The 14,917-nt window shown below is 50.4% G+C and carries 15 protein-coding genes; 12 read left to right on the top strand and 3 right to left on the bottom strand.

Features of this window, described 5'->3' with window-relative positions:
• Window positions 1–195: 195 nt before the first annotated feature.
• Entirely contained in the window at window positions 196–720 is a 525-nt protein-coding gene (locus IMCC21906_RS02665) for a TlpA disulfide reductase family protein (RefSeq protein WP_197085936.1), read from the top strand.
• Window positions 721–745: 25 nt separating this feature from the next.
• Here the strand turns inward: IMCC21906_RS02665 and IMCC21906_RS02660 are convergent, their stop codons facing one another.
• Window positions 746–1,261, bottom strand: a complete 516-nt coding sequence (locus tag IMCC21906_RS02660) for a DUF3859 domain-containing protein (protein ID WP_047010871.1) — start codon at window positions 1,259–1,261, stop codon at window positions 746–748.
• Between the two features lie 722 nt (window positions 1,262–1,983).
• Here IMCC21906_RS02660 and IMCC21906_RS02655 point away from each other — a divergent pair.
• The 8 genes from IMCC21906_RS02655 (at window position 1,984) to IMCC21906_RS02620 (ending at window position 10,129) form a co-directional block, all read left to right on the top strand.
• Window positions 1,984–3,339 carry a c-type cytochrome gene (locus tag IMCC21906_RS02655; protein WP_047010870.1) on the top strand — a complete coding sequence of 452 codons (1,356 nt, stop codon included), beginning with the start codon at window positions 1,984–1,986 and terminating at the stop codon, window positions 3,337–3,339.
• A 24-nt stretch (window positions 3,340–3,363) separates the two neighbouring features.
• The gene (locus tag IMCC21906_RS02650; protein ID WP_047010869.1) at window positions 3,364–5,130 is read left to right on the top strand and encodes a cbb3-type cytochrome c oxidase subunit I; all 1,767 of its coding nucleotides are present in this window, start codon (window positions 3,364–3,366) and stop codon (window positions 5,128–5,130) included.
• On the top strand, window positions 5,127–5,807 hold the full coding sequence (locus tag IMCC21906_RS02645; protein WP_052763327.1) for a cytochrome c oxidase subunit 3: 681 nt from the start codon (window positions 5,127–5,129) through the stop codon (window positions 5,805–5,807). The genes IMCC21906_RS02650 and IMCC21906_RS02645 overlap by 4 nt, the downstream gene beginning before the upstream one ends.
• A 4-nt stretch (window positions 5,808–5,811) precedes the next feature.
• Window positions 5,812–6,489, top strand: a complete 678-nt coding sequence (locus tag IMCC21906_RS02640; protein ID WP_047010868.1) for a heme-copper oxidase subunit III family protein — start codon at window positions 5,812–5,814, stop codon at window positions 6,487–6,489.
• Between the two features lie 9 nt (window positions 6,490–6,498).
• On the top strand, window positions 6,499–6,837 hold the full coding sequence (locus tag IMCC21906_RS02635) for a cytochrome C oxidase subunit IV family protein (protein WP_047010867.1): 339 nt from the start codon (window positions 6,499–6,501) through the stop codon (window positions 6,835–6,837).
• Entirely contained in the window at window positions 6,834–7,511 is a 678-nt protein-coding gene (locus IMCC21906_RS16180) for an SCO family protein (RefSeq protein ID WP_052763326.1), read from the top strand. The genes IMCC21906_RS02635 and IMCC21906_RS16180 overlap by 4 nt, the downstream gene beginning before the upstream one ends.
• A 99-nt stretch (window positions 7,512–7,610) precedes the next feature.
• A complete protein-coding gene (locus IMCC21906_RS02625) occupies window positions 7,611–9,359 on the top strand; it encodes a hypothetical protein (protein ID WP_047010866.1) in 1,749 nt (582 codons plus the stop codon).
• A gap of 98 nt (window positions 9,360–9,457) precedes the next feature.
• Entirely contained in the window at window positions 9,458–10,129 is a 672-nt protein-coding gene (locus IMCC21906_RS02620) for a hypothetical protein (protein ID WP_047010865.1), read from the top strand.
• 1,411 nt (window positions 10,130–11,540) lie between these two features.
• On the opposite strand, the gene IMCC21906_RS02615 is transcribed toward IMCC21906_RS02620, so the two are convergent.
• A complete protein-coding gene (locus tag IMCC21906_RS02615; RefSeq protein ID WP_052763325.1) occupies window positions 11,541–11,993 on the bottom strand; it encodes a hypothetical protein in 453 nt (150 codons plus the stop codon).
• Between the two features lie 131 nt (window positions 11,994–12,124).
• On the opposite strand from IMCC21906_RS02615, the gene IMCC21906_RS02610 reads away from it, so the two are divergent.
• From IMCC21906_RS02610 to IMCC21906_RS02600, 3 genes are read left to right on the top strand one after another with little or no spacing between them, the layout of a single operon-like run.
• Window positions 12,125–12,469 carry a PepSY domain-containing protein gene (locus tag IMCC21906_RS02610; RefSeq protein ID WP_047010864.1) on the top strand — a complete coding sequence of 115 codons (345 nt, stop codon included), beginning with the start codon at window positions 12,125–12,127 and terminating at the stop codon, window positions 12,467–12,469.
• The gene (locus tag IMCC21906_RS02605; protein ID WP_047010863.1) at window positions 12,466–13,140 is read left to right on the top strand and encodes a response regulator transcription factor; all 675 of its coding nucleotides are present in this window, start codon (window positions 12,466–12,468) and stop codon (window positions 13,138–13,140) included. The genes IMCC21906_RS02610 and IMCC21906_RS02605 overlap by 4 nt, the downstream gene beginning before the upstream one ends.
• A complete protein-coding gene (locus IMCC21906_RS02600) occupies window positions 13,133–14,473 on the top strand; it encodes an ATP-binding protein (RefSeq protein WP_047010862.1) in 1,341 nt (446 codons plus the stop codon). The genes IMCC21906_RS02605 and IMCC21906_RS02600 overlap by 8 nt, the downstream gene beginning before the upstream one ends.
• Window positions 14,474–14,494: 21 nt before the next feature.
• Here IMCC21906_RS02600 and IMCC21906_RS02595 read toward each other — a convergent pair whose 3' ends face one another.
• Window positions 14,495–14,917: a GFA family protein gene (locus tag IMCC21906_RS02595; protein WP_047010861.1), complete on the bottom strand. Its 423-nt coding sequence runs from the start codon at window positions 14,915–14,917 to the stop codon at window positions 14,495–14,497.

Genomic DNA, 14,917 nt, shown 5'->3' with positions numbered 1-14,917 from the left:
CCGGCCTGGTGACATCCCGACCAAAGGCCATATGGTAATGACTGAGGGCAGAGGCCGCCATAGTAATCCTGAATCAGTACAAAGACGTGGAGACAAGACAACCCAGCCTTAAAGAAAGAATACTCGTACAGAATGATTTCAAGGGCAGGGGCCTATGCGATAATTCCCCATATGTTTTCCTTGAGTTATCAGGCTATGCCCCGCTGCGTTCACTTTCCCGGCATGATTCTAGTGTTGGCAATGGCAATGTTCGCCCCCCCTGTACTCGCAGAAAAAGCGTTTATCCCGGTAGCTGACCTATATTTACCGAAGGATTTAAAGCTGCTGAACCTTGACGACCAAGTCAGCGATATCCCAAGCGGCACCCCGTTATTAATCAACCTTTGGGCCAGTTGGTGCGGACCTTGTCTAGAAGAGCTACCCGCCCTCAATAGACTTAGGCAAACCATTTCGCCACAAGAGCTGGGAATGCTGGCGCTGAACTATGGCGATACACTGCCAAAAGTAAGGCGCTTCGTGACCGCAAACCCCATCGATTTTCCAATATTAATGGATCTCACCACGCTGTATTCACAACGGCTGAAGCCATTAGGCCTACCGACGACGTATTTAGTAGATAGCCAAGGTCAGGTTCGCTTTAGATTTGAGGGCAAGGCAGACTGGGGCAGTCCGCAAATGATCGCGCACATTAAAGCACGCCTAGAAGAATTGCAGAAATAATCAGCTTATCGCGACAAATATTGGCTTATTCGACGGTGATTGTCTCACTAACAAGTTCCTCGCCATCCAATAGCACTTTAAACGTCCAATCACCTGTCACCAGCTCCCAAGGCTCTTCAATATACCAGCTGTAGACATCCGCATAACGATCACCGCCACCCTGACAGGCACCAATTTTCTGCTCTCTTTGATAATAGCGACGTTTTTCACCTTTGGGCGTGATCATATCCGGATGCAACAAAACATGACTAAGGGTGTAGCAGCGATCTTCCAGGCCGGAAAGGGCATATTCCACACCAAAATTCGCGCCAAGCTCACCTTTAAGCTGATGAGTTTCTTCAGCTACTTCTATGGAAAGGCATTCATCCCGAGGAGCGGGATAACTGTCATCAAACTCAACCTCGGCGCAACGACTCCCGGCCACGATCCCGGTTTTGTGCACAACATTGAGCTCCCCCACCTGGGCATGGGAGGTACCCACCACACCCGTCAGCAGGGTCAGGTAGAGCGAGAACGAGGTTATGGCATTTATTTTATTCATCCTTAGCAGACAGCGGAAATATCAAAATGCTGCTACCACTCATCAACACTGTGATAAATTGCCGAAATGTTTCTGGGTAAACGATCAGTATATTAAATCCCTCCTGATTTAATGCTCTATTGATCGTAAACAAGACGCATGACCGCGATTCAAAGAGAATTCTTTATACTATTTTCAGATTAACCCTTTATTGTTAATAGCTACAAATGCTGTAAAACCAAAACTCAAGCCTCATTTCCCCCTCACTTAAATCGCCAACTCACTGTTTTAGCTTAAAAAATTTTCTTCATTCCAAAAGACACTTATAAAACTCTCTATTAACACCGCACCGACTTAGAAATGCAGCGTGAACTTGAAATACCCGAAATTTAAAGTAGTTTTAAATACAGCAAGAGAGAAGCAGGGGGCTTTTCAGTGAAACAAGGCATTGAGTTGCCGAAATAAGAACAAGCAAGAATCTGTAAAGTGCTGACCTCGACAACATAAATCGTCCAAACGACTTTACAGCTTACACAAGACGGAACCGTTTAAAATAAGCCGCCTTCCGATTATTTTGCATTATCTACAAAGCGAAACGACGACAGTTTTATGCCGCCGCTTCTCCGCTGGACAGAAAAATTTAACAAGCTGCCAGTGGCTGAAAATGGGATGCAGTTCAACGCGCCGTCCGGAACCACACCGGGATTGGCTGCAACCTGATACGTTCTTAACAAGGATGGATCATGGTTATTGCGCTGATTATATTAGCTTTGGTTGTTGTCACCGTGCTGTTTCATTTATACAGCCCTTGGTGGCTAACCCCGCTAGCCTCAAACTGGGGCGCCATTGACACCACTATCGAAATCTCTTTCTGGATTACTGGCATTGTTTTTATCGCAGTAAATCTGTTTTTGGCATGGGCGATTTGGCGCTACCGAGCCCAAGGTAAACATAGCGCCCATTACGAACCCGAGAACAAACCCTTAGAAAGCTGGCTGACCATTATTACCGCCGTAGGTGTAATAGCCATGCTCACCCCCGGCCTGATTACCTGGGCCAAAGTTGTAAATGTTCCCGACAACGCCATTCAAGCGGAGGCCATTGGCCAACAATGGCAATGGACTTATCGTTTTCCCGGCGCCGATGGCGAAATGGGCGGTGCTGATGCCCGCTTTGTCAGCAAAGACAATCCCTACGGCATTGACCCCGATGACCCCAAATCCCAAGACGATTTAATTGTTGCAAGTCATCGGCTGCATTTACCCGTGAATGTCCCGATCCATCTGCTGCTGCGTTCCAACGATGTATTGCACAATTTTGCAGTGCCCCAGTTTCGAGTCAAAATGGACTTGGTCCCCGGCACCCAAACCTATCAATGGTTTGAGGCAAACCGAACTGGCACCTTCGATATTCTCTGCGAGGAACTGTGCGGTATAGCCCACTACACCATGCGCGGCGAAGTGGTGGTGGAGTCAGAAAAAGACTTTAACGCCTGGCTCGCCAAGCAGCCCACCTTTGCCGAAACCCAACAAAGCAAACCGGTCAACATCGCCGCAGGTAAGCAGCTATACAACACCTGCGGCGCTTGTCATGGCATGGCTGGCCGAGGCAACCCTGCAATGAACGCCCCCAATTTAACGGTGCTGGACCGCGACTATATGGCCCGCCAACTGCGCCATTATCGCGAAGGGATACGCGGTACTCATCCCGCCGACAGCCATGGTCAGCAAATGGCCGCCATGGCCAAATCGATCAACAAAGAAGCGGACATCCGCAACCTTCTGGCCTATATCGACTCGCTACCCACCCAGCGCGCAGCCAATAACCGAGAGCAGGGCACTGCTCACAAAGGCGCCAAAGTTTATCAGACCTGCTCGGTATGCCACGGCGGGCAGGGCAAGGGTAAACCCGCACTGGGGGCACCCAGCTTGGCGGGGCAGGCCGACTGGTACCTCTACGAACAGTTAAAACATTTCAGCATGGGCATCCGGGGCAAACACCCCGAGGATCAATACGGCAGCCAAATGCGGCTGATGACCCGCAGCATCCAAAACCCAGAACGCCTGGACGATCTCCTGGCTTACATCAGCACGCTGTAACCACACTACACGGGACGCCACGCCATGAGCCATGTCGCCATTGCCGACCAAACCCCACACCTCCATCACCCCAAGACCTTTATTGGCAAATATATCTGGAGCCAGGACCACAAGGTAATTGCCATTCAATACGGCGGCACCGCAATTTTTGTTGGTTTGGTCGCCTTGTTGCTCTCGGTATTAATGCGCCTGCAATTAGGCTTTCCCGATCAGTTTAGTTTTATTGATCCCAATGCCTATCTTCAGTTTGTCACCATGCACGGCATGATTATGGTGATTTACCTTCTTACCGCGTTATTACTGGGGGGATTTGGCAACTATTTGATTCCCTTAATGGTGGGCACTCGAGACATGGTGTTTCCCTACCTGAACATGCTCAGTTACTGGTTTTATTTATTATCGGTCATTGTGTTGCTGAGCAGCTTTTTTGTTACCGGCGGCCCCACCGGGGCAGGCTGGACACTTTATCCACCCCAGGCCATTTTACCCGGTACACCCGGTGCCAGTGGCGGCATTGTATTAATGTTGTTATCGCTGGCCATCTTTATTGTCGCCTTTACCATGGGCGGCTTGAACTACGTCACGACCATTCTTCAGGCCCGCACCCGGGGCATGACCTTAATGCGCATGCCGCTAACCATCTGGGGTATTTTTACTGCAACCATTTTGGGTTTATTTGCCTTTCCAGCCCTTCTGGTTAGCGCGATTATGATGCTGTTTGACAGCATAGTTGGCACCAGCTTTTTTATGCCTGCCATTGTTTCTTTAGGTGAGCCGCTAGATCACGAAGGTGGCAGCCCCATTCTGTTCCAGCATTTATTTTGGTTCTTTGGTCACCCCGAAGTTTACATCGTTGCCTTGCCTGCCTTTGGCATGGTCAGCGATGTACTCAGCGTCCACGCCCGCAAAAATATCTTTGGTTACCGAATGATGGTCTGGGCCATTGTTATCATCGGTGGCTTAAGCTTTGTTGTTTGGGCTCACCATATGTATGTCAGTGGTATGAATCCGTATTTCGGTTTCTTCTTTGCCACCACTACCCTCATTATTGCCGTGCCCACTGCCATCAAAGTGTATAACTGGGTACTCACCTTGTGGCGGGGCAATATTCATCTCACCGTTCCTATGCTGTTTGCCATCGGTTTTATTTTCACTTTTACCCACGGCGGCCTCAGTGGTCTGTTCCTAGGCAATGTGGTTATTGACCTACCTCTGTCTGACACCATGTTTGTGGTTGCCCACTTTCATATGGTGATGGGCGTGTCTCCCATTTTGGTTTTGTTTGCCGCCATTTATCACTGGTTTCCACTTATCTCAGGAAAACAGCTTCATACTGGCATGGGAAAAATTCATTTTTGGGGTACTTTTTTAGGCACCTACGCCATTTATTTGCCTATGCACTATTTGGGTTTTCTCGGTGTGCCCCGACGTTACTTTGCCTTGGGTGACACTGAGTTTATCCCCGATTCGGCCCATGCATTGAATGAAGACATTACCATCGCCGCCATTATCGTCGCGCTGTTTCAACTGGTGTTTATCGTCAACGTTTTTTGGACTCTAAAAAAAGGACCACGCAGTGAGATTAACCCCTGGGGGGCGGCCTCTTTAGAATGGCACACCCCAGATGTGCCACCTGGCCATGGTAATTGGGGCGACGAATTGCCCACCACCCACCGCTGGGCCTACGACTACAGTGTTCCCGGCGCCAAACAAGATTTCATCCCCCAACATGTCGCAGAGGAAGATGTGGACTATGAAGGCGGCAAACGCCAAGAAGGGGAGCCAACATGAAATGGTTAAAAGTGTTATCAGAGAAACCCTGGTTGCCCGAAGCAGCTGGTATCGTTCCTGAACTGGGTCAAACCAGCTATATGCCGCCGATAAAAATTACGGTCAACGTATTGATGATCATTATCAGCGTGTTCTTTTTATTATTTTTTATTACCTTTATCACCCGCTCTCAATATGCCGACTTTCGTGCTCTGGCAGGCGAGCCTTGGCAACCATTTACCGATTCCTGGCGATTGTGGATCAACACCGCAGTGCTATTGCTTGCCAGCATGACTATGCACAAAGCGGTCACATCACTGCGTCGCGGTAATCGCCAATACCTTCACGGGTATTTAGCCGCGGGCGGTTTTTTTGCCGGGCTTTTTATTATTCTGCAAATTTCGGTATGGCAGTATTTGCTTAACCTGGGATACGGCGTCGCCGCCAACCCTGCCAACAGCTATTTTTATATTCTTACCGGGCTTCATGGATTGCACTTATTTGGTGGGCTTATCGCACTGGGCCGAATACTAAACAGCCTCGCTAAAAACCATCACCCTCAAAAACAGTGGGCCATCATCGAGGCCTGTACCCGCTATTGGCACTATCTGTTTGTGCTCTGGCTGGTACTGTTCTTTATATTGACTCGCACCCCGGAAACCTACGCATTTATCGCCGCAGCCTGCGGCCTGGGATAAAACGATGGCTACCGTTGCACCGCAAGAACAAAAACAAGGTTACTGGCATACCATGGTCTCGGACTGGTCAGCTGATAAAGAAACTTTCAAGCTGTCCTGGGGCAAATTGATGATGTGGATCTTTTTGCTCAGTGATACCTTTATTTTCAGTATATTTTTGATCGGCTATATGAATGTTCGCATGAGCACCACCGACAGCTGGCCCCTTACCAGTGAGGTGTTTGCCCTGCATGTGGGTGGCGCAGATATTCCGCTGCTGCTAATTGCCATCATGACTTTCATCCTTATCACTAGCAGCGGCACGATGGCCATGGCCGTTAATTGCGCCTATCAACGCAATAAAGCCGCCACCTTCAAGCTGATGTTGATCACCGCCATTCTGGGTGCCAGCTTTGTAGGCATGCAAGCATTTGAGTGGACCAAACTCATCGTCGATGAAGGCGTGCGCCCGTGGTCAAACCCAATGGGTGCTGCTCAATTTGGCTCAGCCTTTTTTATGATTACCGGATTTCACGGCCTGCATGTGAGCATTGGCGTGATTTATTTATTGGTTGTCGCCATCAAAGTATTACGAGGGCACTACGATCAAAAAGGCTTTCAAATCGTCGAAATTACCGGGCTCTATTGGCACTTCGTCGATTTAGTTTGGGTATTCATTTTTGCATTTTTCTATCTGTGGTGAGGAGCGACCATGAATTCTGAACAGGCATCCCATGGCGAAGGCCAACAACATCCCATTGGCCTTTATTTTAAGGTCTGGATACTTTTATTTGTGCTCAGCGGCCTATCTTACATGGTGGATTATTTTCAAGTGCAGGGCTATCTACGCTGGACCCTCATTCTGTTGTTTATGTTTCTTAAAGCAGGGTTAATTATTTCTGTGTTTATGCATTTTATGTGGGAGCCCGCCACCCTTAAAATTGCCTTACTCGTACCGATCTTTGCCATTTTGGTGGGCATTTTATTTTTTGCTATCGAAGCCGACTACACCTTTTTTAATCGCATGAGTTTTATGTCGGGTGGGAAATGACCCCCCGCGCTATATTACCTGCGCTGCTGTTAAGCTTATTGCTTATTGCTGGATTTTTGCTTTGGCCTCGGCACAGCGGGCCGCCCAATATTCAAGGCGCTGTACTCGCCACCCCCAAGCCCTTACCCGAAGTACAACTCATCAACCATGAAGGTAAAAAAACCACGCCCCAAAATTTTAAGCATCGCTGGCTGTTGATTGCTTACGGCTTCACCCATTGCGCCGATATTTGTCCAACACTCCTTTCTGAGCTGGCTCAATTCAGAAAATTATTAGAACAAAACCCCAAGTACGAAGATCTGCAAGTGATCTTCTACACCGTCGATCCTCAGCGCGATTCTGCCGAGCAGCTGGCCGCCTACGTTCCTTGGTTTGACCAGCGTTTTATCGGCTGGCGAGCTGCCAACCCAGAAAACGCAAAGCGCTTTGAACAAAGTCTTGGCATAACGGCTTTTATTGAGTTCAACGATGACGCGGATGCCCCGCCTTCAAACCAAAATAACCCGCTAGATAACTACCAAGTTGCCCACGGCTTTCGCCTTTACCTCATCGACCCCAAAGCGCAACTGCGCGCTACTTTTTCTCCCAGTTCTGACCGGGACGGCAGCAAATATTATGAGCCTCAGCGCCTTCTTCAAGATTATCTGGCATTAAGACGCTGGTCTGCTGGTTGACAGCCAGCCCAATGCAGTCGAATCTTATAGAAACCTTGGCGATAGTAATTCAAATACACGCCAACGACTGAATATGCTGAAAAGGCTGCTGTCATTACTATGTCGTACCCTTATAGCCTCAGATTTGGCTTTTCTCTGGCTTTATTCATTACAGCCTTGACCACCTATGCAGAAGACACTGTTATCACCGACAAGGGCAACACCCCGTCAAGTCATTGTCAGCAGGGCTTTAGCCGCCAAGACCCAGCGCTGTTTAAATTTGTAAAAACCCGAAAGCGTATCGACTACAGCCAATATGCGGGCATGCCCATCAAGGGTATTGATTATCAAGTCCTCCCCGTATTTGATGAAAATAATCCCGACGAAAACTACGCTATTTATCGCGCCTTTAACTTTCTTCACATTAATACCCAGCACGACACCTTAGCCAAGCAAATGCTGATTGCGCCCGGTGAACCCCTCAACCCGGAAACTCTCTACGAAAACGAGCGCCAACTCAGGGAAAATGGCTATCTCGTTGACGCCATGATTGTGCCAGATCAAATTTGTGACGATGGCATTACTCTACGCACGGTGGTGCGGGATGTCTGGACCTTTTACCCCAGCGCGTCAGCGTCCCGATCAGGAGGGGATAACAGCGTCGGCGCAGGGATTACCGAAAACAATCTATTCGGCACCGGCCATGAACTCTCGCTTGGCTATTACGAAAACGATGACCGTACAGGTTATGGATTTTCTTACTTTGCCCCAGACCTGCTGACCAATCGCTTTGAACTTGGCGTTGATTTTTACGATAACTCCGATGGCGAAGTGGTGTCAGTTAATTTCACCCGGCCTTTTTATGAGCTGAACAGCCACTGGGCCGCCGGTGTGTCTACCGATATAGAAAACCTCACCGAGAACATCGACAGAGACGATGAAGTCATCAATCGATATCAACGGGAGTCCACCACCAACAGCGTATTTTGGGGCTGGTCTGACGGTTTAGAAAATCATCGGGTTCACCGCTGGCGCGTCGGCTTTACCGAGAAGCTTGATACCTTTTCAGCGGTGACCGCTACAGCACCACCGCAAGAACCAGCTCAGGCACTCTCCCAAATACCTGCTGATGTAGAACTTCGCTACCCGTGGGTAAGCTGGGAGTACATAGAAGACCGCTACTGGACCACCAGTAATATCACCCGCAGTCATCGCCAGGAAGATATCCCACTGGGGATGCGGTCCAGTGTCACCCTGGGTTATGCCAGTGAAGAGACTGGCAGCGATCGCAACGCGGCAATCTATGGTGCCACTATGGCTTACACCCTCAACGCGGGGAAAAACCATTTATTTAGAGGCAGCGCAGAGGGCACCGGGCGCTATAATGTCGATACTCAACACCCCGAAAATGCCATTTACAGCCTTAACCTCGATTATTTTAAATTTATTGACCCCAACAACCGCTGGTTTTTAAACCTGCAGTATCAGATCGCCCGCAATATTCGCGACGATCAGTTTTTTAGTACCGGTGATGGCGATGCATTGCGGGGTTATCCTAGCGACATTCAACGGGGCAACCGGCAGTGGACCTTCACCGTAGAACGCCGCCACTTCACCGATATTCACTTGTTAAACCTGGCTTGGCTTGGCGGGGCAATTTACTACGATACCGGCCGTACATGGGATACCGACAACAACACCCCCAACGTTGATGAGCGCGTGTTAAGCAACATCGGCTTGGGCTTGCGAATCAGCCCTTCCAAGTTCCGTATAAACCGGGTTGCCCATATCGACATTGCCTGGCCCTTGGACGAGGGCGACAATATCGACAATTATCAAATTTTAATTAAAGGCCGGGTCGACTTTTAAATGTCGCTTAGCATGATTTTTCAGCGCTTTAATCACATAGCCAAGAGCCTGATCTGAACACAAAGACAGCCAACAAAGGAGCAGGGGAGCCACTCAACATGCCGTCTGATCAACGCATTAAATTGGCACCACTGGGGTTTTTCACCGCAGCCCTTACCTTATTTATTATCCATCTCTGCTGGCTAATCGCGTCCAGCCAAGGCTTTATTGACTGGTGTAACCCCTATTGGGCGGACTGCGTCAGCATCAGTAAAACCGGCCGCAACGGCATTGCCTACTTCTTCTTCAAAGGCGGCATTATCAGTGCCTGCGTATTACAGGGGATGATCTGGCAACTCTGCCGCTATTGGCTGTTGTCTCTGGGCACAAAAAAGGGTGGCGCACTGCCGTATCTAGGCTGGGCGGCGGCCGTGGCATTGATTATTTATACCCTGTCCCTGGGCCACAGTGGCGACACCTTTCGCCTGCTCCGTCGTTTCGGCGTCATTCTGTATATCGGCCTAAGCTATATCTGCTTTATCAGTGTGGAATCGGGGCTACTGCAAAGTCATTTAAAATCTGCCGGTAAAGCCATGCTGATCTACTCCAAAGGATTACTAGCAGTAGCACTTTTCAGCCTAGTGCTGGATGCCGCCATGGGCGACGAATACGACCGAATCGAAAACGCTTTCGAGTGGTGGTTGCTGGGCTTGTTAAACCTGCAATTATTTTGGCTTGCGGCGCTATGGCGATATAACGGTGCGCATATTACGGTTGCCAGCCGTAACTGAAGCAACGCAGACAATACTGAAACGAAAAGACCTCGTGAGCCCGAACCCGCTTCACCATCAGGTAGCCTAATGCCATCGTAAATCCACCAACGTCGACACCTCGTCATCCCAGAGGCGATTAGCGAGCCGAGATCCAGTTGCTCGATATTCGCGGCAAGCACGGCATGTGCCTGAAGCTCGGTGGTCTACTGGATACCGGCTCAAGGCCGGTATGACGACATAGGTGCATCGCTCCTCCCTGTGTCATCCCGGACGCGTTTAGCGAACCGGGATCCAGCAGCCCGGTGTTCGCGGCAAGCACGGCGTATGTATCACGCTCGGTGGTTTTGCTGGATACCGACTCGATGGCTGGTATGACGACATAAGTGTGTTTTCTCATCTCTGTGTCATCCCGGACGCGTTTAGCGATCCGGGATCCAGCAGCTCGATGTTCACGGCAAGCATGGCTGTATGTATCACGCTCGGTGGTTTGCTGGATACCGGCTCAAGGCCGGTATGACAACATAGGTGCATCGCTCCTCCCTGTGTCATCCCGGACGCGTTTAGGGATCCAGCGGCTCGATGTTCGCGGCAAGCACGATGTATATATCACGCTCGGTGTGATTTACTGGATACCGGCTCGGGGGCCGGTATGACGCCATAGGCGCATCGCTCCTCCCTATGTCGTCCCGGACGCGATTAGCGATCCGGGATCCAGCCTCGAAGCACATTTTCACGATGGATTGATTCAAAACACCCGTTAGTCAACTGCAGGCTCTAGGCATGATCGATTCTAGAGTGAGTCAGCGGCAGGGCATTGCAGGGATAATTTTTTATAGCCCCAAAACGTAAGGCTTGCCGACATAAACCTTGCTTATACCTCAGTCCCTCCCTTGGGGTGCGAATACGGACTCTTCATCTTGACTGCTTAAACGTAAAACCAAAATCAACACCGCACCTACTAGTAGGTAGTAGAGTAAAGCCCACAGCCAGCCACAAACCTGAATTGTAATTGCCAAAGCGCTCTGCCATAAAGCCAATTAACAAGGGCCAATAATTTGGGCAGCACCATAAGACAAGATCATCTTGCCCATAAGCCTGGCGGGCTTGATAGAGTAAAACCGGTTCGCCATAGTCAGTACCTAGCTAACAACCCCAATAAACGTGCCACCGAACAACACAGCACTTAACATCGCTGTTGGCAGACTATTATCTAACAGAGGAAACAAAATTCCGGCCGCCTGCAGCAGATGCACCATGAGTAGTGCACCGAGTTGACCAAAGCGTCACGCTACCCGGCTCCGGAAATTCAGGCAAGGGGCTGCTTAAGCCCCTGATAGCATCAAATGCAGCACACCGTCACACCACAAAAAACGCCCAGCTCAATCAAACTGAGCAGGGCGTTGCTGTGGTTATGAAGAACCGTTGTGAACTAGAAAGCCGACTTGGCGGCATCCATTGCACTTTTGGCATTGCTCAACTCAATCTCCCGGCCCTGCGCATTTTCACCTTCCAGCTCAATCTGGCCTGATTCATCTACGCTAATCTCTTCAATTAGGATAATACCTTGGGACTTGGCAGAGTCGATGAGACTTTGCACATCACTCAATGTCATTCCCATTGGCCCGCCATCTCGACGTTTGCGTTCTTCTTGAATCACTTCGCCATTAGCCGAAATTTCAACCTCGGCATACCACTCGGCATCCAACCAACCTTCAACCTCTGCGCTACCGTCATCATCAAACTCCACTTCTTGATACTGAACGATGCCGTATTCCTGGGCAGCTTTAAGAGACTTGCTTACCTGATCTACCGGCACCTGGCCGTAAGCCATAGGAACCATCAGAAAGGCCAGCGCCGAACCACTAATCAATGTTTTAGTCATAATAGCTTGCTCCTTTGTATATTGAATCAGTTCTATTTTTTAACTCGCTTGCAGTTTTACATTGCTGGCCTTTCCCGGTGCTGATCAAAACCGTCATATTCCATTCATGTGGTATTTGCGAAAATGCAACAATGAAAAAACAACTGACTACATGCTTTCGTGTCATACGCTGGCTGCTGCCGCTTAGCTTGCTCCTCACAGGGGGCTTGGCGTTGGCCGACGAACATTGGCGAAACTTGCACAAAGAGGTGGAGGCAGGGCGAATTCAATCCCTTGCCACCGTACTCAGCAATTTGGAAAAAAACTATATTGGCCAAGTCATCGAAGTGGAGTTTGAGCAAGAAGATGGCCAGGCCATTTACGAAATAGAAATGATAGGTCCAGCAGGGCAAGTCGTTGAGTTTGAGATCGATGCCGTCAGTGGTGATGTCGTCAGCATAGAAGGGCGCAATATCAAAGGAATGGAACGCCAATGAAAGCACTGCTCGTAGAAGATGATCAGCCCTTGGCGGCCGCGCTGTCTGAATCGCTGAAAGATGCGGGGGTGCTGGTGGAGCCGGTAGCATCGGCTGCCGATGCCGACTTTCTCCTTAAAACAGAACGCTACGATGTGATGATTCTCGACCTGGGACTGCCCGATGGCAACGGCACCCATTGGCTGAGCCGCTGGCGTGACGAAGGCATTGATATTCCGGTACTGGTGCTCACCGCTAGAGAACGCTGGTCCGACAAGGCCGCCGGTTTTTCGGCCGGGGCAGATGACTATGTAACCAAACCCTTTCACACCGCCGAAGTGCTGTTCCGGCTCCGGGCTATTGTTCGCCGCAGTCACGGTCACGCTCATCCCGTACTGACAGTGGGTAATCTCAGTTACGACACCCATAGCGGTCAAGTCAGCCTTGAAGGGCTGCCCGTCACCTTAACCGCACAAGAATCTCGGCTGCTTGGCTACCTCATGCACGCAGCACCCCGAGTGGTAAGCCGCACCGAGCTGTCAGAGCACGTTTATGACCGCGATCAAGAACCCGACTCCAATGTGATTGACGTGCATATCAGTCGCCTGCGCCGAAAGCTGGGCAACGACCGTATTGAAACCCTGCGCGGCAAAGGTTATCGGCTGCTGGAAATTGGCGATAGTAATGCTTAACCGTCGCCGCTTGGGCATTACCACCCGACTATTGTCCGCCGCGCTGTTACTGGTTGTACTTATCCTGCCAATTGCGGGCGCTATGCTCGCATATAACTTTCAACGCTCGGCCACCACCGCCTTTGATCAGCGCCTTGAGTCTCTGTTAAACGTGGTGTTGGCGGGCATTGCCTACGACCCCATTAGCGGCCGCTTGCTCATGCAAAAAGACTTGGGAGACCCGCGCTTTGAGCGGGTATTTTCCGGCTGGTACTGGCAGTTAAGTGATGGCGGCGACCTTAACCTGACCTCCCGTTCGCTGTGGGATCAGCGCCTTCCAACCAGCCCCAAAGCCGGTATCGATATTGCGGATATTGGCGGTCCTAGAAATCAACAGCTGCGTAAAATTGAGCGGGATATTCAAATTGCCTCCCTATCCCAAACCCTGCATGTGACGGTAGCGGCAACCCGCAATGAACTTGACGCCGAAGTGTTGCATTTTAAACAACTGCTTTATTCCTCGTTGGCGACACTGGGGGTACTGTTGCTGCTGGGGCAGGCCATACAAATTCGCTGGGGACTATCACCGCTGCGACGCATCCGGCGCAATTTGCGCGCCGTAGAGCAGGGCGAGCTTGAACGCTTAGATACCCAACTCCCGCAAGAATTAAGTCACCTTGCCGAAGCCATCAACACCGTGATTGAGCGGGATCAAAAACTGATTGAGCGGGGACGCCACGCGGCGGGGAATCTTGCCCACGCCCTGAAAACGCCTGTAAGCGTGTTGTTTACCCAAGCCGAACGCTTAGACGAGCCCCAACGCAGTGCCATTCAGCAAGAGCTAGTCAGACTCAATGAGGCCGTGCGCCATCATCTTGCGAGGGCCTCTGCGGCAGGCCCAACCTCCTTGGTTGGCGACTGCAATATTGGCAAAGCCCTTGCCCCGGTCATCAACGGCATTGCCCGTCTGGCGGAAAGGCGTCAGCTCCATTTTTCCCATTATTGTCCAGAGCAGCTACGGGTAAAAATTGACCCTCAAGACCTGCAAGAAATGGTGGGTAATTTATTGGAAAACGCCAGCCAGTGGGCCAGTCAAAACATAGCCTTGCACTGCCATCAAAATAGCCAGTCGTTGATCATTAGCATCAGCGATGATGGACCGGGCATGTCGGAGGAAGACTGCCAGCATGCCTTAACAAGGGGCCTACGGCTTGATGAAAGCCGCTCGGGTTCAGGCCTGGGCTTGGCCATTGCCAATGACCTGGTCAAGCTTTACAGGGGCACACTTAGCTTGGGAAAAGCGCAGCTGGGCGGCCTGCAGGCAGAGCTGCGCTTTACACCAAACCACCGCTAGCAAAATATTAATGGAGGATGGCTAAACACCACCCTGGGTATCAAAGACGTCAACGTCATCGGGGATGCAGTACCAATCCTGCTTCTGGCTAACCCAAAGATGTACCGTAGGCTGCAGAATTCGAGTGTCGTCCAAGCTGGCCGCTTTGAGTTTAATCATCTCCGGCGCATCGGGATTATAGTGATAAATACGGTTACCGCACTGGGGACAAAATTTGGCGTAATTCTTATTTCCACTTTCAGCAACCCGCTGCCATTCTGCCAGCTCACCCTCAAACGCCACATCGTCTGCCTTTACCAAAGCGGTAATGCTAAACGCGCTGGTGGAAAGTTTTTGGCACTGCTTGCAATGACAGGCCACCACTTTGGCCGGTGCCGCATACAAAGTATAGCGAAGCTGCCCACATTGGCAGGCTCCGCGTAAAGGGTATTGGATATCAGACAC

The sequence above is a fragment of the Spongiibacter sp. IMCC21906 genome (genome assembly GCF_001010805.1).
Taxonomy (GTDB): Bacteria; Pseudomonadota; Gammaproteobacteria; order Pseudomonadales; family Spongiibacteraceae; genus Spongiibacter.
Note: the sequence above shows the minus strand (reverse complement) of the source record. Positions and strands in the feature narration are given on the sequence as shown.